The organism is Streptomyces sp. NBC_01017 (assembly GCF_045162795.1).
GTDB classification, from domain to species: Bacteria; Actinomycetota; Actinomycetes; order Streptomycetales; family Streptomycetaceae; genus Streptomyces; species Streptomyces machairae.
In genome coordinates this window covers 3,787,078-3,810,842 of the sequence record NZ_CP108683.1, presented here as the reverse complement: position 1 = coordinate 3,810,842, position 23,765 = coordinate 3,787,078, and the positions used below count along the sequence as shown (strand labels likewise).

General features: G+C 71.3%; 15 protein-coding genes. 5 read left to right on the top strand and 10 right to left on the bottom strand.

Translation table 11 applies throughout. From position 1 onward, the window contains the following. Window positions 1-93: 93 nt before the first annotated feature. Window positions 94-1,296: a S8 family peptidase gene (locus OG331_RS17190; protein WP_406197055.1), complete on the bottom strand. Its 1,203-nt coding sequence runs from the start codon at window positions 1,294-1,296 to the stop codon at window positions 94-96. Window positions 1,297-1,618: 322 nt separating this feature from the next. Between OG331_RS17190 and OG331_RS17185 the strand changes: the two genes are divergently transcribed. Then, a complete protein-coding gene (locus OG331_RS17185) occupies window positions 1,619-4,237 on the top strand; it encodes a glycosyltransferase family 1 protein (protein WP_406197052.1) in 2,619 nt (872 codons plus the stop codon). A gap of 28 nt (window positions 4,238-4,265) precedes the next feature. Here the strand turns inward: OG331_RS17185 and OG331_RS17180 are convergent, their stop codons facing one another. From OG331_RS17180 to OG331_RS17145, 8 genes are all read right to left on the bottom strand, one after another. Continuing rightward, the gene (locus OG331_RS17180) at window positions 4,266-4,772 is read right to left on the bottom strand and encodes a DUF1990 domain-containing protein (RefSeq protein ID WP_328879222.1); all 507 of its coding nucleotides are present in this window, start codon (window positions 4,770-4,772) and stop codon (window positions 4,266-4,268) included. A gap of 70 nt (window positions 4,773-4,842) precedes the next feature. Continuing rightward, entirely contained in the window at window positions 4,843-6,507 is a 1,665-nt protein-coding gene (locus OG331_RS17175) for a M4 family metallopeptidase (RefSeq protein ID WP_406197049.1), read from the bottom strand. 211 nt (window positions 6,508-6,718) lie between these two features. Then, window positions 6,719-8,776 (bottom strand): M4 family metallopeptidase, encoded by a 2,058-nt coding sequence (locus OG331_RS17170; RefSeq protein WP_406197047.1) that lies wholly within the window; start codon window positions 8,774-8,776, stop codon window positions 6,719-6,721. Between the two features lie 292 nt (window positions 8,777-9,068). Continuing rightward, complete coding sequence (locus tag OG331_RS17165) at window positions 9,069-11,099, bottom strand: NAD(+) synthase (protein ID WP_406197045.1); 2,031 nt, start codon at window positions 11,097-11,099, stop codon at window positions 9,069-9,071. Between the two features lie 59 nt (window positions 11,100-11,158). Further along, window positions 11,159-12,904, bottom strand: a complete 1,746-nt coding sequence (locus OG331_RS17160) for an ABC transporter ATP-binding protein (RefSeq protein ID WP_406210070.1) — start codon at window positions 12,902-12,904, stop codon at window positions 11,159-11,161. Between the two features lie 110 nt (window positions 12,905-13,014). Continuing rightward, window positions 13,015-14,727 carry an ABC transporter transmembrane domain-containing protein gene (locus tag OG331_RS17155; protein WP_406197042.1) on the bottom strand — a complete coding sequence of 571 codons (1,713 nt, stop codon included), beginning with the start codon at window positions 14,725-14,727 and terminating at the stop codon, window positions 13,015-13,017. Window positions 14,728-14,767: 40 nt separating this feature from the next. After that, the gene (locus tag OG331_RS17150; protein ID WP_406197039.1) at window positions 14,768-16,645 is read right to left on the bottom strand and encodes an ABC transporter ATP-binding protein; all 1,878 of its coding nucleotides are present in this window, start codon (window positions 16,643-16,645) and stop codon (window positions 14,768-14,770) included. Beyond that, a complete protein-coding gene (locus OG331_RS17145) occupies window positions 16,642-18,471 on the bottom strand; it encodes an ABC transporter ATP-binding protein (protein WP_406197036.1) in 1,830 nt (609 codons plus the stop codon). Before OG331_RS17145 ends, OG331_RS17150 begins: the two co-directional genes overlap by 4 nt. Before the next feature lie 206 nt (window positions 18,472-18,677). On the opposite strand from OG331_RS17145, the gene OG331_RS17140 reads away from it, so the two are divergent. From OG331_RS17140 to OG331_RS17125, 4 genes are read left to right on the top strand one after another with little or no spacing between them, the layout of a single operon-like run. Further along, entirely contained in the window at window positions 18,678-19,628 is a 951-nt protein-coding gene (locus tag OG331_RS17140) for an ABC transporter ATP-binding protein (RefSeq protein WP_406197033.1), read from the top strand. Beyond that, complete coding sequence (locus OG331_RS17135; protein ID WP_406197031.1) at window positions 19,625-20,359, top strand: ABC transporter permease; 735 nt, start codon at window positions 19,625-19,627, stop codon at window positions 20,357-20,359. Before OG331_RS17140 ends, OG331_RS17135 begins: the two co-directional genes overlap by 4 nt. 25 nt (window positions 20,360-20,384) lie before the next feature. Then, window positions 20,385-21,638 (top strand): sensor histidine kinase, encoded by a 1,254-nt coding sequence (locus tag OG331_RS17130; RefSeq protein WP_406197029.1) that lies wholly within the window; start codon window positions 20,385-20,387, stop codon window positions 21,636-21,638. Continuing rightward, window positions 21,631-22,278 carry a response regulator gene (locus OG331_RS17125; protein WP_406197027.1) on the top strand — a complete coding sequence of 216 codons (648 nt, stop codon included), beginning with the start codon at window positions 21,631-21,633 and terminating at the stop codon, window positions 22,276-22,278. Before OG331_RS17130 ends, OG331_RS17125 begins: the two co-directional genes overlap by 8 nt. Here OG331_RS17125 and OG331_RS17120 read toward each other — a convergent pair. Beyond that, window positions 22,275-23,690: a sulfatase gene (locus OG331_RS17120; protein WP_406197024.1), complete on the bottom strand. Its 1,416-nt coding sequence runs from the start codon at window positions 23,688-23,690 to the stop codon at window positions 22,275-22,277. The two genes, OG331_RS17125 and OG331_RS17120, sit on opposite strands and share 4 nt — an antisense overlap. Window positions 23,691-23,765 lie beyond the last annotated feature (75 nt).

The following is a 23,765-nucleotide window of genomic DNA, read 5'->3' as shown; positions in this document are numbered from 1 at the left end:
CTTTGTTAACTACTCACGCGTATGTCTACACACAAGACCGGCCCCGTTCCTGAAGAACGGGGCCGGTGCCGGTAATTCGGCGTGAAGAGGCCGCTATGAGCCCGGTACCTGCAGCAGTTTGTTCGGCGAACCGAGCCCCCGCCCGGAGACCTTCCCGGTCACGGCCTGCGCCACCAGCGCCTTGGACACCTGTGCGGGCTTCGCCTTGGGATGGCCGGCCAGATAGAGCGCGGCCACACCCGCGGTGTGCGGCGACGCCATCGACGTCCCCGAATAGGTCGCCTTGCCGGTGTCACTTGCATACGACGCCGAAGTGATGGACACGCCCGGGGCGAATACGTCCAGAACCGAACCGAAGTTGGAGAAGCCCGCCCGCGCGTCCTTTCTGTCGGTGGCGCCCACGGTGATCGCCTCCCGCACGGCAGCGGGGGAGTACTGGCCGGCCGGCAGCCCGTCGTTGCCCGCCGCGACCGTGTAGGTCACGCCGGACGCGATGGAGTTGCGTACGGCGGCGTCCAGTTGCGAGTTGCGGTAGCCGCCGAGGCTGACGTTGGCGACGGCCGGCTTCCTGGCGTGCCTGGTCACCCAGTCGATACCGGCGATGACGTCGGCCGTACTGCCGCCGCCGGCGTTGTCTAGGACCCGCACGGCGACGACCTTGGCCTTCTTGGCGACGCCGTACTGCTTGCCCGCGATGGTGCCGGCGACATGGGTGCCGTGGCCGTTGCCGTCGCTCGCTGTCCTGTCGTTGCCGACGAAGTCCCACCCGTGGCTCGCCCGGCCGCCGAAGTCCTTGTGCGAGATGCGGATGCCGGTGTCGATCACGTACACCGTCACGCCCGCGCCCGCCGACTCCGGCCAGGTGTAGCTCCTGTCCAGCGGCAGGTTCCGCTGGTCTATGCGGTCCAGTCCCCAAGTTGGCGGGTTCTTCTGCGTGTGGTCCAGGGTCACTCGGGTGTCCTGGACGACCGACGCGACCCGGGAGTCGGCCGCGAGCCGCTTGGCCTGTCTCTCGTCGGCCTGGACGGCGTAGCCGTTGAGGACCGTGCCGTAGGTATGGCTTATTTTCGCCCCGTACTTCTCGGCGAGGCTTTTTCCGGCCCCCGACGGAGCCTTCGTTCCCCCCTTGAGCGTCACCAGGTAACTGCCGCTGACGGAGCCGGGGTCCCCGGCGCCGAGTATCTGTCCCTCCGGTGCGGCGTGCGCGGGCATGGTGGTGGCCGAAAGTGCGATGACACAGGTCACCGCGGTCAGACCACCGGCCCGGCGCAGACGCCGGATGCGCGTCCGTGCCATGGTGTGAGTTCCCCTCCTCAACTCGGCGCACCACGGCCCCGGAACACGGGGTGCACCCCGCCTGGGCCGGCGCGCCACCGCTCAGCCTCTCGTGGTGTGAGAAGTCGCCACAAGGAGGCCTACGGGGGCGGAATCGGCCATACCGGGCGCCGGGGATCCGTAAAGGTTGCGGCGTTTTCCGGACGTACGTGCTCTGTTCGCCGCGCTTGACACTCACAAAAACGCACGGTGGTTGCGAACCCCCGCATACCGATACTGTCGGTGGCGATGACGGGACCCACACCGCCGTGTGTCCCCTGCCACGCGCTGCCCGAGGTGGAATGTGAAGGCGATCCGTCGATTCACCGTCCGTCCAGTGCTCCCCGAACCCCTCCGGCCCCTCAGCGATCTGGCGCGCAATCTGCGCTGGTCCTGGCATGCGGAGACCCGCGATCTCTTCCAGTCCGTCGACCCCGAGTGCTGGGCCGCCTCGGGCAACGACCCCGTACGGCTGCTGGGCAGCGTGTCGCCCGGGCGGCTCGCGGAGCTGGCCGAGGACCGCCGCTTCCTGCGCCGGCTGGCCGCGGTCGCCGGTGACCTGAACGACTACGTCACGGGCGGGCGCTGGTACCAGGACCAGTCCGCCGAACTGCCCACCGCCGTCGCCTACTTCTCACCCGAGTTCGGCATCACGGCCGCCCTGCCGCAGTACTCCGGCGGCCTCGGCATCCTCGCCGGCGACCACCTCAAGGCGGCCAGCGACCTCGGCGTACCGCTCATCGGGGTCGGCCTGCTGTACCGGCACGGCTACTTCCGCCAGACCTTGTCCCGCGACGGCTGGCAGCAGGAGCACTACCCGGTCCTGGACCCCAACGAGCTGCCGGTCGCGCTCCTGAAGGAACCCGACGACACCCCCGCGCAGATCTCCATCGTCCTGCCCGGCGGCAGGCAGCTGCACGCCCGCGTCTGGCTCGCCCAGGTCGGCCGCGTCCCCCTGCTGATGCTCGACTCGGACGTCGAGGAGAACGACCTCGGCGAACGCGGCGTGACCGACCGGCTCTACGGCGGCGGCAGCGAGCACCGGCTGCTGCAGGAGATGCTGCTGGGCATAGGAGGAGTGCGGGCGGTCCGGACGTACTGCCGTCTGACCGGCCACCCCGAACCCGAGGTCTTCCACACCAACGAGGGCCACGCCGGCTTCCTCGGCCTGGAGCGCATCGCCGAACTCTGCGCGGCGGGCATGGACTTCGACCCGGCACTGGAAGCCGTCCGCGCCGGCACGGTCTTCACCACCCACACGCCCGTCCCGGCCGGCATCGACCGCTTCGACCGTGAGCTGGTCGCCCACCACTTCGGCCCCGACGCCGAACTCCCGGGCATCGAGGTCGGGCGGATCCTCCAGCTCGGCATGGAGACCTACCCGGGCGGCGAGCCCAACCTGTTCAACATGGCCGTGATGGGCCTGCGCCTGGGTCAGCGCGCGAACGGCGTCTCGCTGCTCCACGGCAACGTCAGCCGTGAGATGTTCTCGGGCCTGTGGCCGGGGTTCGACCCCGACGAGGTGCCGATCACCTCCGTGACCAACGGCGTCCACGCCCCGACCTGGGTCGCCCCCGAGGTCTTCCGCCTCGGCGCCCGCCAGATCGGCGCCCAGCGCACCGAGGACGCCATGAGCGTCGGCGGCTCGGACCGCTGGGACGCGGTCGCGGAGATCCCCGACCAGGACGTCTGGGAGCTGCGCCGGAACCTGCGCGAGCAGCTGGTGACGGAGGTACGGGACCGTCTGCGCACCTCCTGGCGCCAACGCGGCGCCGGGACGGCCGAGCTGGGCTGGATCGACGGCGTCCTCGACCCCGACGTCCTGACGATCGGATTCGCGCGGCGGGTCCCCTCGTACAAGCGGCTGACGCTGATGCTGAGGGACCGCGACCGGCTGATGGACCTGCTGCTGCACCCGGAGCGGCCCATCCAGATCGTGGTGGCGGGCAAGGCGCACCCGGCGGACGACGGCGGGAAGCGGCTGGTCCAGGAGCTGGTCAGGTTCGCCGACGACCCGCGGGTCAGGCATCGGATCGTCTTCCTCCCGGACTACGGCATGGCGATGGCCCAGAAGCTCTACCCGGGCTGCGACATCTGGCTCAACAACCCGCTGCGTCCCCTGGAGGCCTGCGGCACCTCCGGCATGAAGGCGGCGCTGAACGGCTGCCTCAACCTCTCCGTCCTGGACGGCTGGTGGGACGAGTGGTTCCAGCCGGACTTCGGCTGGTCCATCCCCACCGCGGACGGCACCGGCACGGACCCGGACCACCGCGACGACATAGAGGCGGCGGCGCTGTACGACCTGCTGGAGCAGCGGGTGACCCCGCGCTTCTACGAGCAGGGCCAGAACGGCCTGCCGGACCGCTGGATCGAGATGGTCCGCCAGACCCTGACCCTGCTCGGCCCGAAGGTCCTGGCGGGCAGGATGGTCCGCGAGTACGTGGAGCGCCTCTACACCCCGGCCGCCCACGCCCACCGCGCGATGACGCCGGACGCGGCGCGTGAGCTCGCGGGCTGGAAGGCGCGAGTGCGTTCGGCCTGGCACGGCGTCACGGTGGACCATCTCGAGACGTCGGCGGCGACACCCACCGCGGAACTCGGCTCCACGCTCAGCCTCCGGGTCCGCGTGGGCCTCGGTGACCTCGGGCCGGACGACGTCGAGGTCCAGGCGGTCTCGGGCCGCGTCGACTCCCAGGACCGCATCGCGGACGCCTCGACGGTTGCGCTGAAGCCGACGGGCAGCCCGGACCCGGAGGGCCGGTGGGTGTACGAGGGTCCGCTGGCCCTGGACCGGACGGGACCCTACGGCTACACCGTCCGGATTCTGCCGTCGCACCGGCTGCTGGCGTCGAGTGCGGAGTTGGGGCTGGTGGCGGTGCCTTCCGAGGACGTGGGGGAGGGGGCGGGGGTCCTGCTGCGGTGACGTCGTCCCGGGGGGGCTGGGGTGTCCCTCAGTCCCCCTCGGTCTCGCACATCTGCCGCAGCACATTGCCGCACCGTCGCGCGTACGCGTGCTGCAGCCCCCGCGTCGCAGGTCCCCCCGCCCGCGCATACCACTTGGCCGCGCGGCTGAAGGCCTGCACGGTCAGCCACACCGTCCCGTCCCCCGTGCGGTCCACGAGGAAGGCCTCCTCGCCGCATTCGGGATGACCGGAAAGCGTGCCGTACGCCCAGCCCACCCGGCGGTGCTCCTCCGCCGTCCAGACGACCCGGCACGGTGCCTTGATCAGTCCGGCCAGGGTGACCGTGACGTCGACCTCGGGGGCCGCCCGGTCGGCGGACGCCTCTATGCCGACGCCCATCGAGCGGTGCATTTCCCAGGTCATGACCGCTTCGGAGGCTCGGCGGAAGACATCCTCGCCCTCTCCTATGCGGGTGCGCACATGCAGGGGGTGGAAGCCGGGCGGGCAGAAGCCGTTCTCCCGGGTCGCGCCGACGTCGTCGTACGTGAAGGACATGGGCCCAAGCGTAGGGCGGCACCCGGGGATGCCTTCCTCCCGGGTGCCGCCCCATTCCACTACGCCTGCGTCAGCTGACGTTGATGGCCGACCAGGCGGCGGCCACCGTCTTGTACTCCGTGCTGGTGGAGCCGTACAGGGCGGACGCCGCGCTCAGGGTCGCCGTGCGGGCGGCCTTGTAGTTCGTCGTCGACGTCATGTACTCGGTCAGGGCCTTGTACCAGATCGCGGCGGCCTTGGCGCGGCCGATACCCGTGACCGTCGAGCCGTTGGACGTCGGGGAGTTGTAGCTCACCCCGTTGATCGTCTTCGCGCCGCTGCCCTCCGACAGGAGGTAGAAGAAGTGGTTCGCGGGGCCCGAGGAGTAGTGCACGTCCAGGCCGCCCAGCGAGGACGACCAGCTGTCCTTGGACGCGCCGTCCTTGCTCGGCTTGTCCATGTAGCGCAGCGGGGTGCCGTCGCCGTTGATGTCGATCTCCTCGCCGATGAGGTAGTCACCGACGTCGGCGGAATTGTTGGCGAAGAACTCCACCGACGTGCCGAAGATGTCGGAGGTGGCCTCGTTCAGGCCGCCCGACTCGCCGGTGTAGTTCAGGCCCGCGGTGTTGGAGGTGACGCCGTGGGTCATCTCGTGGCCGGCCACGTCCAGCGACGTCAGCGGGTTGGTGTTGCCCTCGCCGTCGCCGTACGTCATGCAGAAGCAGCTGTCGTCCCAGAACGCGTTGACGTACGCGTTGCCGTAGTGGACGCGCGAGTACGCGGCCTTGCCGTCGTTCTTGATGCCGCTGCGGCCGAAGGTCTCCTTGTAGAAGTCCCAGGTCTCCTGCGCGCCGTAGGCCGCGTCGACGGCGGCGGTCTGGTCGGTGGAGGAGCTGGAGGCCGTGCCGGTGCCCCATGTGTCGTCCGCGTCGGTGAACAGCGTTCCGGCGGAGGAACTGGTGCTGCGGGCCTTGTTGTACGTCTTGTGGCCGCCGCGCGTGCCGTCCGTGAGGTTGTACGTCGAGCCCGACTTGGTCGTGCCGAGCGTGACGGTGCCCGAGTACAGGCTCTTGCCGGTGCCGGTCTCGATGCCCTGGTACTCGAACAGCTTCTTGCCGGTGGCGGCGTCGGTGATGACGTGCAGCTCGTTCGGGGTGCCGTCGTCCTGGAGGCCGCCGACGACCGTCTCGTAGGCGAGGGCCGGCTTGCCGTTCGCGGCCCAGATCACCTTGCGGGGCGCCTGGTCGGCCGCGGTCTTCTCCGAGCCGGCCGCCTTGGCAAGCTTCACGGCCTGGCTCTCGGCCTTGTCCGCGGTGACCGCCGGCTTGAGCGAGGCGACCTTGATGGTGGCCTTCGTCGCCTTGGTCACGCCCTTTCTCGCGCCGGCCGCCGACTCGTGGACGACCAGGTCGCCGCCGAGGACCGGCAGGCCCGCGTAGGTGCGCTCGTAGCGGGTGTGGACCGAGCCGTCGGCGTCCTTGACGACATCCTTGACGACCAGCTTCTCCTGGGCGCCGAGGCCTATCTCGTCGGCGGTGTCGGCCGCCTTCGCCTGCTGGTCCTTGATGAGGGTGGTGCGGGCCGCGGGGGCGAGCGCGACCGGTACGGCGAGCGGGGCGGCCTTGGTGCCGGCGCCCGCGGGGGCCGCGGCGGCCGAACCACCGGTGGTCAGCGCGGTGGTGAGGAGAGCCCCGGCGGCCACGGTGGTGGCGATGGCCAGGGTCGTGCGCTTGCGACGCGCGTAGAGGGGGGTCACACGAGCTCCTTTTGTGGGGGAGGTGCATTGGTGCTGGTGCGGCGGGTGGGGGAAGCGTGACACCTGCGGCGCGTACATGTCAGGAGGGGACGGTGATGTTGGCCAAGATTTGACTGTTGGGTGAATGTTTCAGAAATATGAACGGGCGCCGTCCCGGCGGGAGTTGAACCCACCGAGACGACGCCCTGTCTTTGTCGGACCGTCAACTGGCCTACGGGAAGGTCAGCTTCCAGCTGTTGATGTAACCGGTGTCGATGGCCGCGTTGTCCTGGACGCGCAACTGCCAGGCACCGTTGGCGACCTCGGAGGACGCGTTCACGGTGTAGGTGGCGTTGAGGTTGTCCGCGCTGCCGCCGGTGCCGTAGCCCTTCAGCGTGTACGCCGTGCCGTCGGGGGCGACCAGATCCACCTTGAGGTCACCGATGTAGGTGTGGACGATGTCCACGGCGACCTGGAGGTTGGACGGTGCGTTGCCGGTCCGCCCGGAGACGGTGATCGGCGACGTGACCGCCGCGCCCCGGTCCGGGATCGCCACGTCGGTTCCGCTCTCGAAGGACGTGCCGCCGCCTCCGCCGCCGGGCCGGGGGCCGACGCTGATGCCCGCCCACGCGTCCTGGACCGCCTTGTACTCGGCGCCGTCGGTGCCGTAGAGGTCAGCGGTGGCCGCGAGGGTGCCGGTGCGGGCGCCCGCGTAGTTGGTCGTCGACGTGAACTTCGTGGTGAGCGCGCGGAACCAGATCTTCTCCGCCTTGTCCCGGCCGATACCGGTGACCGGAAGGCCGTCCGACGTGGCCGAGTTGTACGTGACACCGTTGATGGTCTTGGTGCCGCTGCCCTCCGACAGGAGGTAGAAGAAGTGGTTCGCCGGGCCCGACGAGTAGTGCACGTCGATCGAGCCGATGCCCGAGTACCAGCTGTCCTTGGACGCGCCGTCCTTGCTCGGCTTGTCCATGTAGCGCAGCGGGGTGCCGTCGCCGTTGATGTTGATCTCCTCGCCGATGAGGTAGTCACCCACGTCGGAGGAGTTGTTGGCGAAGAACTCGACGGTCGAACCGAAGATGTCGGAGGTGGCCTCGTTCAGGCCGCCGGACTCGCCGCTGTAGATGAGGCCGGCCGTGTTCGAGGTGAGCCCGTGGGTCATCTCGTGCGCGGCCACGTCGATCGACGTCAGCGGGTTGGTGTTGCCCGAGCCGTCGCCGTACGTCATGCAGAAGCAGCTGTCGGACCAGAACGCGTTGACGTAGTTGTTGCCGTAGTGGACCCGCGAGTACGCGCCCACACCGTCGCCGCGGATGCCGCTGCGCCCGTGCACGTTCTTGTAGTAGTCCCAGGTCAGCTGGGCACCGTAGTGCGCGTCGGCGCCGGCGGACTCCAGGTTGGACGGGGTGCCGTTGCCCCAGACGTCGTCGGGCCCGGAGAAGAGGGTGCCGGTGCCGGAGGTGCCGCGGTTCAGGTTGTACGTCTTGTGCCCGCCGCGCGCCCCGTCCGTGAGGTTGTACGTCGACCCGGACTGGGTGGTGGTCAGGTTGACCGTGCCGCTGTAGACCGTGTTGCCGGTGCCGGTCTCGATGGCCTCCCACTCGTACAGCTTCGCGCCGGTGGTGGCGTCGGTGACGACGTGCAGCTCCTGCGGGGTGCCGTCGTGCTGGAAGCCGCCGACGACCGTCTCGTACGCCACGGTCGGCTTGCCGTCCGCGGCCCAGATCACCTTGCGGGGCGCCCGGTTGACGTCGGGGCTCTTGGCCTTCTCCGCCTTGGCCGCGGCCAGCGCCTGCTTCTCCGCCTTGGCGGCGGGAACGGCGGCGGTCGTGGTGGCCGGCTTGATGGCGGCCCGGGTCGCCTTGACGACGGCCTCGGTCGCGCCCGACTTCGCCGTCTCGACGACGAGGTCGCCGCCGAGGACGGGCAGGCCGTCGAACGTCCGCTCGTAGCGGGTGTGGACCGTGCCGTTGCCGTCCTTGAGGACGTCACGGACGACCAGCTTCTCCTTGGCGCCGAGGCCCAGGTCCTTCGCGGTGTCCGCCTTGCCGGCGTTGGCCTCGCGGATCAGCTCGGCGCGCTGGGCGGGGGACAGCTTGACCGACTCGGCGCCCGGTATGACCTTGCCCGCCGCCGACGGTGCCTTCTCCGGGGCTGCGGTGGCGGCGCCCGACTGGACGGCCGCCGCGATCAGGGCGGAGACGCCGACGAGAGCGACGGCGGCTGCGCGGCGGTGCGTGGTGTGACGCGTCGTGTGGGAGGTGCGTCTGTGGGAGGAACTGTCTCTCAACACTGACTCCTTCTGCGCGGCCGCGGATCACACGGCCAGGGGAGACCGGCCGGCGGGTGGGCCGTCCGGGCAGAGCAAGTGGTACGCAGAACGACGTGCGCGTGCGGAAACTCGACGTGCGCGTGCGGAGTTCAGCCGCGGGCGCCGCAGTGTGACGGCGCTGTGGGGTTGCTGTGTCGCGGCCGTGGGAAGAGTGGCAGGTGGTTGCGGTTTCTGTCAGGACCGCGTCAGGAAGTTGGCCGGAAATCGTTCGTTGTCCGGGAGTTCACGTTCGATAAACGGATCGGACGCGTCAATCGTCGAAGCGCGCGAGATCGCGCAGCCACGCAGCCGCGTTGCCGTCCGACGGCGCCCGCCAGTCGCCGCGCGGCGACAGCGAACCGCCGGCCGAGACCTTCGGCCCGTTCGGCATCGCCGAGCGCTTGAACTGTGCGAACGCGAAGAAGCGACGGCAGAAGACCTCCAGCCAACGCCTGATCTCCGCCAGGTCGTACGCCACCCGCTTGGCCTCGGGGAAGCCCGGCGGCCAGGCGCCGGCGTCCGGGTCGTGCCAGGCGTGCCAGGCCAGGAAGGCGATCTTCGACGGGCGGAAGCCGTACCGCAGCACCTGGAAGAGCGTGAAGTCGTGCAGCGCGTACGGCCCGATCTTCGACTCGGTCGACTGCATCTCCTCGCCCGGCACCAGCTCCGGGCTGATCTCCGTGTCCAGGATCGCGGCCAGTGTCCTGCCGGTCTCCTCGTCGAACTGGCCGCTGGTGATGACCCAGCGGATCAGGTGCTGGATCAGCGTCTTCGGCACACCGGAGTTGACGTTGTAGTGGCTCATCTGGTCGCCCACGCCGTACGTGGACCAGCCCAGCGCCAGCTCCGACAGGTCGCCGGTGCCCAGGACGATGCCGCCGCGCTGGTTGGCGAGCCGGAACAGGTAGTCGGTGCGCAGGCCGGCCTGCACGTTCTCGAAGGTGACGTCGTACACCGGCTCGCCGGACGCGAACGGGTGGCCCATCTCCTGAAGCATCAGCCGCGCCGTCGGCGTGATGTCCAGCTCGGCCGGGGTGACGCCGAGCGAGTTCATCAGCTTGTGGGCGTTGCTCTTGGTGTGGTCGCTGGTGGCGAAGCCCGGCAGGGTGAACGCCAGGATGTCGCTGCGCGGGCGGCCCGCGCGGTCCATCGCCCGGGCGGCGACGATCAGCGCGTGCGTGGAGTCCAGCCCGCCGGACACCCCGATGACCACCTTGGGGCCGCCGATCGCGCCCAGCCGCTGCTGGAGGCCCGCGACCTGGATGTTGTACGCCTCGTAGCAGTCCAGGGCCAGACGCTCGGCGTCGGCCGGCACGAACGGGAAACGCTCGACCCGGCGCTTGAGACCCAGGTCCGCCGCCGGCGGGTCGAGACGGAAGCCCACCCGCCGGAAGTCGCCGGTGCGCCCGGCGTGCGTGCGCCGGTTGTCGTCGAACGTGCCCATCCGCTGCCGCTCCTGCCGCAGCAGGTCGAGGTCGACGTCGGCGACCGCGTACTGCTCGTCGAGCGCGAACCGGTCCGTCTCGGCCAGCAGGGCGCCGTTCTCGTAGATCATGGTCTGCCCGTCCCAGGACAGGTCGGTGGTCGACTCGCCCAGACCGGCCGCCGAGTACACGTACGCCGCGAGACAGCGCGAGGACGCCGAGCGGCACAGCAGCCGCCGGTCCTCGGCCCGCCCGACCGTGATCGGGCTGCCCGAGAGGTTGGCCAGCACCGTCGCACCGGCCAGGGCCGCCTCCGCGCTCGGCGGCACCGGGACCCACATGTCCTCGCAGATCTCCGCGTGCAGCACGAGACCGGGGACGTCCTGCGCCTCGAAGAGCAGATCCACGCCGAACGGCACTTCAGTGCCGCCGACCCGGATCGTCCCGCCGCGCTCGTCCTCACCGGACGCGATCTGCCGCTGCTCGTAGAACTCCCGGTAGTTCGGCGGGTACGACTTGGGCGAGACGCCGAGGATCCGGCCGCGGTGCACGATCACCGCGCAGTTGTAGATCCGGTGCCGATGACGCAGCGGGGCGCCCACGACCAGCACCGGCAGCAGGTCCGCCGACCCCGCCACGACCGACTGGAGCGCCTGCTCCACCTCGTCGAGCACCGCGTCCTGGAGCAGCAGGTCCTCGATCGAGTACCCGGTCAGGCCCAGCTCGGGGAAGACGGCGACGGCGACGCCCTCCTGCGCGCACCGGCGCGCCTGCCGCAGAACCGCTTCCGCGTTGGCGTGCGGGTCGGCGATGACGGTGTGGCCGGTGCACGCGGCGACGCGCGCGAAGCCGTGCTGGTAGAGCGACCAGAAGTTCAACGGACTTCCCCAGGAGAAGCGGACAGTGCTGGCATCGAGCATAGATCGCCTGATCAGGCCTACGCCGTTCCGGGCGACGCGGGCCGCTCCCCGTGCCAGGACCGCCACAGTGCCGCGTACGCCCCGTCCGTCGCGACCAGCTCGTCGTGGGTGCCGAGCTCGGTGAGGCGGCCGTTCTCCATCACGGCCACGCGGTCCGCGTCGTGCGCGGTGTGCAGGCGGTGGGCGATGGCGATGACGGTACGGCCCTTCAGTACGGCGGCCAGGGCGCGCTCGGTGTGCCGGGCCGTCGCCGGGTCGAGCAGGGCCGTCGCCTCGTCGAGGATCAGCGTGTGCGGGTCGGCCAGCACCACGCGCGCGAGGGCCAGCTGCTGGGCCTGCGAGCCGTCCGTGCCGTGCCCGCCGTCGCCCAGCGTCGTGTCGAGGCCGTCGGGCAGCCGCCGTACCCAGGCGTCGGCGCCGACCGCGGTGAGCGCGGCCCACACCTCCTCGTCCGTGGCGGACGGCTCGGCGATACGGAGGTTGTCGCGGACCGAGCCGAGGAAGACGTGGTGCTCCTGGGTGACCAGGACGACCTGACGGCGCAGCTGCTCCGGGCCGAGCGCGACGACCGGGACACCGCCGACCGTCACCGAGCCGGCGGTCGGCGCGTCGACACCGGCGAGCAGCCGGCTCAGGGTCGTCTTGCCGGCGCCGGACGGGCCGACCACCGCCAGCCGTTCCCCCGGCCGAACGGTCAGGTCGACGTCGCTGAGGACCTCGCCGCCGCGGTCGTAGGCGTAGCGCACGCCGGTCACGTCGATGCGGTCGTCCGTGGGAGTGGGGGAGTCGGCGTCCGTCGCCTGCGGGGCGCGGGCCAGGCCCTCCACGCGGGCGAACGAGGCGCCGCCGCTCTGGAGTTGCTCGACCCGCATCAGGATCTCGTCCAGCGGACCGACCATCTGCTGCAGATACAGCGCCGCCGCCACCACCGTGCCCAGGCTGATCGTGCCCCGCGCGTGCAGCGCCCCGCCGACGAGCAGGACCGTCGCCACGGGGACGAGATAGGCGATCTCGACCGACGGGAAGAACACCGTGCGCAGGAAGAGGGTGTGCAGGCGGGTCCGGCGCGACTCCTCCAGCGCGTCCCGGCTCGCCGTCACCCGCCGCCGCTCCAGCCGCAGTGCCTCCACCGTACGGGCGCCGGACGCGGTCGCCGCGAGGATCTCCGCGACGTCCGAGGTGGCCGCCCCCTCGGCGAGGTAGCCGGTGCGGGCCCGGCGCAGATACCAGCGCAGCACCGGCCACAGGCCGGCCAGACCGAGCAGACCGCAGGCGCCGAGCAGCGGGTCCAGCGCGAGGACCGCGCCCAGCAGGAACAGGACCTGTACGGAGTTGATGAGCAGCTCGGGCCCGGCGTCGCGCAGGGTGGTGCCGACGGCCGCCACATCGGCGGTACCTCGCGCGGTCAGGTCCCCGGTGCCGGCCCGCTCCACGACCGACGCGGGCAGTGCGAGCGTGCGGTTCACGAACTCCTCGCGGACCCGGGCGAGGGTGCGTTCGCCGAAGCGGTGGCCTACGTAGCGGGCCCAGCGGGCCAGCAACAGCTGGGCTGTTGCCGCTATCAGGATGGCCAGGGCGAGCTGGTCCACGGTCGTCACGCCTGCGCCGCGTCTGACTTCGTCGATGATGCGGCCCACCAGCCAGGGGGCGGCCAGGCCGGCGAGCGCGGCGAGGGCGTTCAGGGCGAGTACGGCTGTGAAGGAGCGGGCGTCGGCTCGGATCAGGCGGGTGGTGGCTTGGCGTACGTCTTGCCGTTCGGCGATGGGGAGGGCTGTGCGGCTACGAGTTCGGGACTTGGGGTTGTTTGCCGGGTGCGGGTGCGATGTGGCTTGTCGCGCAGTTCCCCGCGCCCCTTGAGGGCGTTTGGCTTTCGTCACCTGGCAAGCTCCTCGGCGTCTTCGTCCCGGGCAACCAGGGCCCTGTATCCCGGCTCTCCGGCCAGCAGTTCTCGGTGGGTGCCTGTTGCTGCCACCTTGCCGTCGACCAGGTAGTGGACCGTGTCCGCTCGGGCCAGGACCAAGGGGGACGTCGTCGTCACCAGCGTCGTACGGCCCCGTCTCGTCGAGTGCAGCCGTTCGGCGACCCGTGCCTCCGTGTGGGCGTCCAGGGCCGATGTCGGCTCGATCGCGAGCAGCACCTCCGGGTCCGCCAGCAATGTGCGGACCAGGCGGACGCGCTGGCGTTGGCCGCCGGAGAGGTTGCGGCCCTGGGCGTCGATCGGGGTGTCGAGGCCGTCGGGGAGGCCGCGGACGATGTCCTCGGCGACTGCCGTGTACACCGCTTGAGTGATCGCCGACTCGTCCCGGTCCGCGTGGCCGGCCACCAGCTCCCGCAGCGTGCCCGCGAACAGGTCGGCCTCGTGGTCGGCGACCAGGATGCGCTCCCGGACCTGCGGTAACGCGATCTCGCCCAGGGGCACTTCGCCCCAGGTCGCCGCCGACGGGACGTAGCGGCCGAGGCGGTCGACGACGGCCGTGGCGTCGGCCGGCAGCGCGGCGGCCAGTGCGGTGAGCCGGCCGGGCGGCACCCGCACCCCGGACGTGGGGTCGTGCAGCGCCGCCGGCTCCGCGGGCGCGTCCCGGGTGCCGGTGTCCGCCATCGGCTCCAGCCGCAGGAACCCCACGACCCGCCGCGCCGCCACGACGCCACGGCTGACCTGGTAACCGCACTCGATGAAGAACGCCACCGGCCCCACCAGCACCGCGACATAGCCGTACACCGCCACCAACTCGCCCACGGTGATGCCGCCCTGGGCGGCCAGCCGCGCCGCCAGCCAGGTCACCACGGCCAGGAACAGCGTGGGCAGCCCCACGCCGAGCGCCTGCACCCAGCTGGTCACCGCCCCGACCCGGTAGCCCTGCGCCCGCAGCCGCTGCGAGTCGTGGTGGAAGGCGTCGGCGACCAGGCCCTTGCCGCCGAGGCCGTTGAGGACGCGCAGGCCGCCCGCGAGGTCGGCGATCCGTGCGGTCAGTACGCCCTGCCGCTCCCGGTACTCCGTCTCCGTGCCCTGCAACCGGCCCAGCAGCGGCCCGACGAGCACGCCGACCAGCGGCATCCCGAGCAGCACCACGACGGCGATCGGCACCGACACCGACACCAACAGACCGGCGACCACCAGATAGGCGACGACAGCACCGACACCCGGGCCGACGACGGTCAGGGACTGGCTGATGGTCTGGACGTCGCCCACGCCGATCGTGACGACCTCCCCGGCCCCGATCCGGCGTGGCAGCGTGGCGCCGAGTCGTACCGCGTGGCCGATCAGCACCTTGACCGTGCGGAAGTTGCTGTCCATCCGCACCCGCGTCATCGTGCGGTGCCGCATGATGCTCAGCCAGGCGTTGAACGCCCCCACCGCGACCAGCGCGGCCGTCCACCCCGCCAACGCACCCTGGTCACCGGCCGCCAGCCCGTCGTCGACGGCACGGGACATCAGGTACGGGGTCGCCGCCAGCAGCACCATCCACACGCTGGAGATCAGCGCCCCCATGGCGGACCGCATGGGCTGGCGCATGACGAGCCACCACAGATAGCGCCATCCGCCACGACTGTCGGGTGTCCCCGGATTCTCGTACGCGTCGATCATCGTGCCCCGTGCCCCGTTCGTCGTCCCTCGTGCCGCCCGACTACGCCAGACTGTCCCGCCACGCCCGATGCAGATCCGCGAACCTGCCGGTCCCCGCGACGAGTTCGGCCGGAGTGCCGTCCTCGACGATCCGCCCGTGCTCCATGACCAGCACGCGGTCCGCGATCTCGACCGTGGACAGCCGGTGGGCGATGACGACGGCCGTACGCCCGTGCAGCACCGTCGACATCGCGCGCTGCACCGCCCGTTCGCCGGGGATGTCGAGGGAGCTGGTCGCCTCGTCGAGGATCAGCACCGCCGGGTCGGCGAGCAACGCCCGGGCGAACGCGACCAGTTGGCGCTGACCGGCGGAGATACGGCCGCCCCGCTTGCGTACGTCGGTGTCGTAGCCGTCGGGGAGCGAGCTGATGAAGTCGTGCGCGCCGATGGCCTTCGCCGCCTGCTCGATCTCCTCGCGGGTGGCGTCGGGGCGGCCGATGGCGATGTTCTCGGCGACCGTGCCGGAGAACAGGAACGCCTCCTGCGTCACCATCACCACCCCGCGCCGCAGCTCGGGCACGGCGAGCTCGCGCAGGTCGACGCCGTCGAGCAGGACCCGGCCGTCCGAGGGGTCGTAGAAGCGGGCGAGCAGCTTGGCCAGCGTCGACTTGCCCGCGCCGGTGGAGCCGACGACCGCGACCGTCTGCCCGGCCGGGAACGTGAGGTCGAAGCGGGGCAGCACCTCGCCGCCGGTGCGGTAGCCGAACCGGACGCCGTCGAAGACGACCTCGCGGCCGGGGTGCTCCGACTCGAGGGCCGGAAGCTGCCGGGGTGCCTGCGGCTCGGGCACGGACGGGGTCTGGGCGAGCAGTCCGGCGATCTTCTCCAGGGACGCCCCCGCCGACTGGTACGAGTTGAGGAACATGCCGAGCCGGTCGATCGGGTCGTACAGCCGCCGCAGATACAGCACGGCCGCCGCCAGCACACCGAGGGCGAGCGTGCCGCCCGCGACCCGGTAGGCACCCCACAGCACGATCCCCGCGACGGCCGTGTTGGCGACGAGCCGGGAGCCGACGACGTAACGGGCCATCTCCAGCAGCGCGTCGCCGTTCGTCCGCTCGTGCCGGGTGTTGAGGACCAGGAAGTCGGCGTCGTTGACGGCCTCGCGGCGAAAGGCGCGCACCGGGCGGATGCCGTTCATCGTCTCGACGAACTTCACGATCACGGTGGCGATCGCGGTGGAGCGCACGGTGTACACGCGCGCGGCGCGCCGCCGGTAGCGCCGTACGAGGAGGTACAGGGGCGCGAAGGAGGCCACGGCGACCGCCCCGAGGCCGAGGTCGAGCCAGAGCAGCATCGCCGAGATGTAGACGAAGGAGAGGATGACGGTGACGAGCTCCTGCAGGCCCTCGTCGAGCAGCTCCCGCAGGGACTCCACGTCCGTCGTGGAGCGGGAGATGAGCCGCCCGGACGTGTAGCGCTCATGGAAGTCGAGGCTCAGGGCCTGGGCGTGGCGGAAGATACGGCCGCGCAGGTCGAGCAGCACGTCCTGGTTGACGCGGGCGGAGAGCAGGATGAACGCGTACTGCAGCACGCCCGACGCCACCGCGCACAGCAGATAGCCGGCCCCGACCGCGACCAGCGGCCCGAGATCGTCGCGGCGGAACGCCGGTACGGCCGTGTCGATCGCGTACGCCACCAGCAGCGGGCCCGCCTGCACCGCCGCCTGCTGGAGCAGCAGGAGCAGGGTGGTCACGGCGACTCGTGCCTTCATGGGGGCGAGCAGGGAGCGCAGCAGGGCGGCGGTGGCGCCCGGCGGAGTGGGCAGGACGTCGTGGTCGAAGGGGTCGTCGGGCCGGGGGGATTGGGGCCCTTCCTCGGCCGGCTCTTCCTTGTCCGGCTCTTCCTTGTCCGGTGCGGTGGCGGTCGTCGCCGTCATCGGTCGGCCTCCTCGGTCCCGGCCATGAGGTGGGCGTATTCGGCGTTCGTGCGCAGCAGTTCGTGATGGGTGCCGACGGCGGCGATGCGGCCGCCGGAGAGCAGGGCGACGCGGTCCGCCAGGAGCACGGTGGACGGGCGGTGGGCGACGATGAGGGCGGTGGTCTCCGCGAGCACGTCCCGCAGGGCGGCCTCGACGGCGGCCTCGGTGTGCACGTCGAGGGCGGACAAGGGGTCGTCAAGGACCAGGAAGCGGGGCCTGCCGACCACCGCCCGCGCGAGCGCCAGTCGCTGCCGCTGGCCGCCCGAGAGGCTGAGGCCCTGCTCGCCGACCTGGGTGCCGGTGCCGTGCGGCAGGGCGTGCGCGAAATCGGCCTGCGCGACGGCGAGCGCCCGCTCCAACTCGGGTTCTCCCGCGCCGTCCGAGGCCCCCATCAGCACGTTCTCCGCGACGCTGGCCGAGAAGAGGGTGGGCTCCTCGAAGGCGACGGCGACGAGTTCGCGCAGCGTGTCTCTGGGGAGCTCGGCGATGTCCTTGCCGTCCAGGGTGATGTGGCCGGATGTCACCTCGTGGAGGCGGGGGACGAGGGCGGTGAGGGTGGTCTTGCCGCTGCCCGTTGCGCCGACCAGGGCCATGGACTCGCCGGGGCGGATGTGGAGGCCGATGCGGGTGAGGACGGGAGGGGAGTCGGTGGGGGCGTCGGGGTAGCGGAACGAGACGTCGTGGAAGCGGAGTCCCTTGTCCTTGAGCCCCGTTGAGCCGGTGGCGGTGGCGGCCGGCGCAGTGGTACCAGCCGCGGTCGGCTTCTCCTGCTCGGCGTCCATCACCTCGAAGTACCGCTCCGTAGCCGTCGCCGCCTCCTGGCTCATCGCCAGCAGGAAGCCGATCGAGTCGACGGGCCAGCGCAGCGCGAGTGCCGTCGACAGGAACGCCACCAGCGTGCCCGCCGACAGCTGACCGTCCGCCACCTGGATCGCGCCCAGCACCAGTGCCGCCCCGATGGCCACCTCTGGCAGCGTCACGATGACACCCCAGATCGCGGCCAGCAGCCGGGCCTTGCGCAGTTCCGTGCCGCGCAGGGTCCGTGACAGCTCGCGGAACGCGCGGGCCTGGCTGCGGTGCCGGCCGAACCCCTTGATGATCCGGATGCCGAGCACGCTCTCCTCGACGACCGTCGTCAGATCACCGACCTGGTCCTGCGCGCGGCGCGCCACCGTGGCGTACCGCCTCTCGAAGATCACGCAGGTGACCATCATGGGCACCGCCGGGATCAGGATCACCAGCCCGAGCGTCCAGTCCTGGAGCAGCATGATGATCACGCCGACGAGGATCGTCACGGCGTTGACCAGCAGGAACGTCAGCGGAAACGCGAGGAACATCCGCAGCAGCATCAGGTCGGTCGTGCCCCGCGACAGCAGCTGGCCCGACGCCCACCGGTCGTGGAACGCCACCGGCAGCCGCTGCAGATGCCGGTACAGATCCGCCCGCATCCCCGCCTCGACGCCGGCCAGCGGTCGGGCCACCAGCCACCGCCGCAGCCCGAACAGCAACGCCTCCGCGACCCCGAGCAGCAGCAGATACAGCGCCCCGAGCCAGACCCCGGCCGGATCCCGGTCGGCGACGGGCCCGTCCACCATCCACTTCAGAACAAGCGGAATGACCAGCGTCAGGCAGGAGGCGACGACCGCCACGAACGCCGCGGTGAACAACCGCACCCGCACGGGCCGCACATACGGCCACAGACGCAACAGCGTCCGCACGGCGGAACGGTCGGATCGGCCGGTACGGTCAGGGCTGTCCTCGGCGGTTGCACGTGTCGTCACCATCAGCAGCGAGCCTACGGATCGGCACTGACACTGCCCACCGAGTTTTGGCCGGTCCGCGATCGGCCGCTGGTCCTACGACCTGCGTGTTCGAGGGGTCGTACAGACCGAGGGCGTGGGGTCGTACGGCGGCATCAACCGATCGGCCGATGCCGCTTCGAGCGCGACGGCCGATGTGCCGGCCCCCGCCCCGCCGCGACCCTGATGCCATGTCCGTCATCGAAGTCACCGACCTGCGCAAGTCCTACGGCGGCCGAACCGTCGTCGACGGTGTCTCGTTCGCCGTCGACGAGGGCGAGATCTTCGGCATCCTCGGCCCGAACGGCGCCGGAAAGACCACCACCGTCGAGTGCGTCGAGGGCCTGCGCGTCCCCGACGCGGGCCGCGTCCGTGTCACCGGCCTCGACCCCGTCGCCGACCACGACCGCGTCACGCACGTCCTCGGCGCCCAGCTCCAGGAGGGCCGCCTCCAGGAGAAGCTCACCGTGCGCGAGGCGCTCCAGCTGTACGCGGCCTTCTACCCGAACCCCGCCGACTGGCGCCCGCTCGCCGAACGTCTGGGCCTGACCGACCGGCTCGGCGCCCGCTTCGGCAAGCTGTCCGGCGGCCAGAAACAGCGGCTGTTCATCGCGCTCGCCCTCATCGGCAACCCCCGGATCGTGGTCCTCGACGAACTGACCACCGGCCTCGATCCGCGGGCCCGCCGGGACACCTGGCAGCTCATCGAGGAGGTGCGGGACAGCGGGGTGACCGTCCTGCTGGTCACCCACTTCATGGAGGAGGCGCAGCGGCTCTGCGACCGGATCGCCGTGATCGACAAGGGGCGGATCGCCGCCCTGGACACGCCGGCCGGGCTGATCCGCGGCTCCGCAGGCGCCACGGTGATCACGTTCACGCCGTCCGCGCCGCTGGACGAACAGGAGCTGAGCGCCCTGCCCGCGCTGGCCTCCGTCGCGTACAAGGACGGCCGGGTCACCCTGGCCGGCAGCGACGACACGGTCAACGCCGTGATCACCCTGCTCGCCCGCCACCGCATCACCGCCCACCAGTTGCGCGTCAGCGACGCCACGCTGGACGACGCCTTCCTGGACCTGACGGAGACGGACCTGACGAAGACGGACCTGACGAAGACGGACGACCTCACGGAGACCACGCCATGAACACCGCCGTACTGCGCACCGAGGCCCGCCTGCTCGCCCGCGAACCGGGCAGCCTCTTCTGGATCCTCGTCTTCCCGCCCGCGCTGCTGGCCGTCCTGGGCGCCGTCCCCGCGTTCCGCGAGCCCCAGGACGGGCTCGACGGCCTGCGCATCGTCGACACGTACGTCCCCGTGACCGTGCTGGTCGGCATGATCGTCGCCGGTGTGCAGTCGATGCCGGCGGGCCTCACCGGCTACCGGGAGCACGGCATCCTGCGCCGTATGTCCACGACCCCGGTCCGGCCGTCGGCGCTGCTGTCCGCACAGATGCTGGTCCACGCCCTGGCCGCCGTCCTCTCGGCGCTGCTGGCGCTCGCGGTCGGGCGGCTCGCCTACGACGTACGACTGCCCGGACAGCCGTACGGCTATCTGCTCGCGCTCGTGCTCGCGGTCCTCGCCGCGCTGGCCCTCGGGTCGGTGATCTCGGCGGTGTCCCGGACCGTGAAGATCGCGGGTGCCGTCGGCACGGCGGTGTTCTTCCCGATGCTGTTCTGCGCGGGGGTGTGGCTGCCGGTGCAGGCGATGCCCGACGTCATGGCCGACGTGGTGGGGCTGACGCCGTTCGGCGCCGCCGCGCAGGCCCTCAACGAGGCCACGGCGGGGGACTGGCCCGGCTGGGGCCACCTCGGCGTCATGGCCGCCTGGACGGCCGTGCTGTCGCTGGCGGCCGCACGCTGGTTCCGCTGGGAGTAAGGGGCCGGACGTGCAGACTGGTGGCATGACCGCGGTGGACACCGACATCGAGCGGCGCTGGGAGCTGCTCCGCAGCAAGGGACCGTACGGGCTGCTCGCGTTCGCCACGCTGCTGTCGGCCGCCACCGCCGAGCTGACGCCGGACACGGCGGAACGGACCGCGGTCGCGGGACTGGTCGCCGCGGGGTTCGCACTCCAGCTGTGGTGGGTCCGGGCGAGCCGCACCCGGCCGGGCCCGTCCACCGCCGGCGCCGTGTACTACACCGTGCGCTGGGCGCTCGGCTTCGCGCTCACCTGGCTGAATCCGTTCTTCGCCTTCTACGCGGTCACCGGCTACTTCGACTCCGAGGAGCTGTTGCGCGGGCGGCGCCTTCCGTGGATCGGCCCGTTCGCCTGCTCCATCGCCGTCTCGGGCGCCCAGGCCGGGGGACTCCCGTTCAAGGAGCCCGTGCAGTGGGTGGTGTTCGGCGCGCTCCTGGTGGTCAACAACGTCATCCTGACCGTGGTCGGCCACCTCACCTCGCAGCAGGAGGAACGCTCCCGCGCCCGCGCCGAGACCATCGCCGAACTCGAACGCACCAACACGGCACTCCAGCAGGCGCTGGACGAGAACGCCGCCCTCCACGCCCAACTCCTCGTCCAGGCCCGCGAGGCCGGCGTCGCCGACGAACGCCGGCGGCTCGCCGCCGAGATCCACGACACCATCGCCCAGGGCCTGACCGGCATCATCGCCCAGCTCCAGGTCGTCGCGAACGCCCCCGACCTGCCCACCGCCCGCACCCACCTCGACCGCGCCTCCGCCCTCGCCCGCCACAGCCTCGGCGAGGCCCGCCGCTCGGTGCACAACCTCGCCCCCGTCGCCCTGGAGAACGACGGACTGCCCGAGGCCCTGAAGAGCACGGTCGCCGAATGGGCCGAACGGACCGGCGTACGCGCCGAGTTCACGGTCACCGGCACCACGGAGCAACTGCACGACGAACTCTCGGCGACGCTGCTGAGGATCGCCCAGGAAGCCCTCTCCAACACCTCCCGGCACGCCCGCGCGACCCGGGTGGGCGTCACCCTGTCCTTCCTCGGCGACGAGGTGATCCTCGACATCCGCGACGACGGCCGGGGCTTCGACCCGCTCGTTCTGCCCGAGCGCAGCCACGCCGGCGGCTTCGGCCTGGCCGGCATGCGCGCCCGCGCCGAACGCATGGCCGGTTCCCTCACCGTCGAGTCCGAGCCGGGGCACGGCACGGCCGTGTCGGCTCGCGTACCGTTGGTGCGCCATGAGTAGTGACGAGGCGTCCATCTCCCTGCTGATCGTCGACGACCATCCCGTCGTACGGGACGGCCTGCGCGGCATGTTCGAGTCCGCGCCCGGCTTCCGCGTCCTCGGCGAGGCCGCCGACGGGCTGGAAGCGGTGGAGAAGGCCGCCGCCCTCGACCCCGACGTGATCCTGATGGACCTGCGCATGCCGGGCGGCGGCGGGGTCGACGCGATCGCCGAGCTGACCCGGCGCGGCGCCCGCGCGAAGGTCCTCGTACTGACGACGTACGACACGGACACCGACACCCTCCCGGCGATCGAGGCGGGCGCCACGGGCTACCTCCTCAAGGACGCCCCGCGCGACGACCTGTTCACGGCCGTACGCGCCGCCGCCGAGGGCCGCACGGTTCTCTCCCCGGCCGTGGCCTCCCGCCTCGTCTCGGCGGTCCGCACCCCGAAGGCCGCCGGCAACGAGCCCCTCTCCGCCCGCGAGCGCGAGGTCCTGGCCCTGGTCGCCAAGGGCACGTCCAACCGCGAGATCGCCCGCGAACTCTTCATCAGCGAGGCGACCGTGAAGACCCACCTCACCCACCTGTACGCCAAGCTGGGCGTCAAGGACCGGGCGGCGGCGGTGGCCACGGCGTACCAGCGGGGGATCCTGGGCTAGCCCGGGTACGGCAGCAGGGTGCCGGCGGTCTTCTCCCAGGCTGCCTTCAGCTCGGCGAGCAGTTCGGGCTTGTCAGGGGCGAGATCCGCCTGCTCCCGCTGGTCGGCGCCGAGGTCGTAGAGGTGGTCGGCCCCCTTGTCGTCCCGGTAGTACTTCCAGTCGCCGCGCCGCAGGGCCCGATTGGCCCGCACCCGCCAGAACAGGTCCCGCTCCGGCAGCTCCGCGCCACGCAGCAGGTAGTCCGCGAGGCTGGTGCCGTCCAGCGGATACGCCGGGTCGGGCCGCGCACCGCCCAGCTCCAGCAGGGTCGCCGTCCAGTCGGGGGAGAAGACCGGCTCGTCGCTGACCTGCCGGCCGTCGATGCGGGCGGGCCAGCGCAGGATCGACGGAACCCGGATGCCGCCCTCCAGCAGCACGAACTTCTCCCCGCTGAGCGGCCAGTTGTAGGAGTAGCGCTCGCCCCCGTTGTCGCTGGCGAACAGCACGACGGTGTTCTCTTCCTGTCCCGACCGGCGCAGCGTGTCGAGCACCTCACCGACGGCCGCGTCGAGGCTCTCCACCATCTGCGCGTACTTCTCGACCGAGCCGCCGTCGTAGTGGTTCAGCGCCCGGCCGACCTCCGCCTGGCTTTTCGCGGACCGGATCCTCGCCTCGATCTCGGCACCGGTCTCCTCGTCACCCTCCGCGAGCCAGGGCCAGTGCGGGGTGGTGAAGTTGAGATTGAGCAGCCAGGGCGCGTCGTGGTCACGGCTCACGTACTCGACGGCCCGCTCGGTCAGCACGGTCGTGTAGTACCGCAGGTCCTTGTACTCGGCGTCACCCTCGTAGAGGTCGTACGTGCCCAGCTGGCCGAGCTTGGAGAAGTACTCCAGGACGCCCCCGAAGTTCCCGAAGAACTCGTCCCAGCCGGACTTGGTGGGGCTGTGGTCGGGCAGCCAGCCGCAGTGCCACTTGCCGATCAGCGCGGTGGCGTAGCCGGCCTTCTTCAGCAGCGAGGCCAGGGTGGGGTGGGTGGGGTCCAGCCCCTGCGCCCTGTTGGCGATCGGCTCGGCGAGCCCGCCCGGCGTACGGCCCGGATAGCGCCCGGTGTACAGGCTGAACCGGGTCGGCGAGCAGGTCGCAGAGCCGGAGTACGCGTTCGTGAACCGCACCCCCTGCCGGGCCAGCCGGTCCAGGTTCGGGGTCCTGATGTGCGGGGCGCCGTACGAGGACAGGTCGGCCCAGCCGAGGTCGTCGCCGAGGATGACCAGGATGTTGGGGCGCCTGCCGGACGCGCCGGGGCGGCGGGCCTTGAACGGGCGCTCGGCGGGGGCGGCTTCGGCGGCAGCTGCGGGGGTGGTCGCGGCGGCGACGGCGGTCACGGCGCCACCGCCGACGAGACCACCGAAGGCACGGCGGGATATCTCGGGCATGCGCCTCAGTCGATCAGCGGGCGGGACCCGTGACCAGGAAACCGGCGTGTAGTTCACGGGACTGCAACGCCGCCT

What these genes read in the sequence shown, in the direction of transcription:
- OG331_RS17180 (WP_328879222.1), bottom strand. Translation starts at nt 4,772, where the DNA reads ATGTCCTTCACGTACGACGACGTCGGCGCGACCCGGGAGAACGGCTTC.
- OG331_RS17130 (WP_406197029.1), top strand. Translation starts at nt 20,385, where the DNA reads ATGACCGCGGTGGACACCGACATCGAGCGGCGCTGGGAGCTGCTCCGC.
- OG331_RS17140 (WP_406197033.1), top strand. Translation starts at nt 18,678, where the DNA reads ATGTCCGTCATCGAAGTCACCGACCTGCGCAAGTCCTACGGCGGCCGA.
- OG331_RS17120 (WP_406197024.1), bottom strand. Translation starts at nt 23,690, where the DNA reads ATGCCCGAGATATCCCGCCGTGCCTTCGGTGGTCTCGTCGGCGGTGGC.
- OG331_RS17125 (WP_406197027.1), top strand. Translation starts at nt 21,631, where the DNA reads ATGAGTAGTGACGAGGCGTCCATCTCCCTGCTGATCGTCGACGACCAT.
- OG331_RS17155 (WP_406197042.1), bottom strand. Translation starts at nt 14,727, where the DNA reads ATGATCGACGCGTACGAGAATCCGGGGACACCCGACAGTCGTGGCGGA.
- OG331_RS17145 (WP_406197036.1), bottom strand. Translation starts at nt 18,471, where the DNA reads ATGGTGACGACACGTGCAACCGCCGAGGACAGCCCTGACCGTACCGGC.
- OG331_RS17150 (WP_406197039.1), bottom strand. Translation starts at nt 16,645, where the DNA reads ATGACGGCGACGACCGCCACCGCACCGGACAAGGAAGAGCCGGACAAG.
- OG331_RS17190 (WP_406197055.1), bottom strand. Translation starts at nt 1,296, where the DNA reads ATGGCACGGACGCGCATCCGGCGTCTGCGCCGGGCCGGTGGTCTGACC.
- OG331_RS17135 (WP_406197031.1), top strand. Translation starts at nt 19,625, where the DNA reads ATGAACACCGCCGTACTGCGCACCGAGGCCCGCCTGCTCGCCCGCGAA.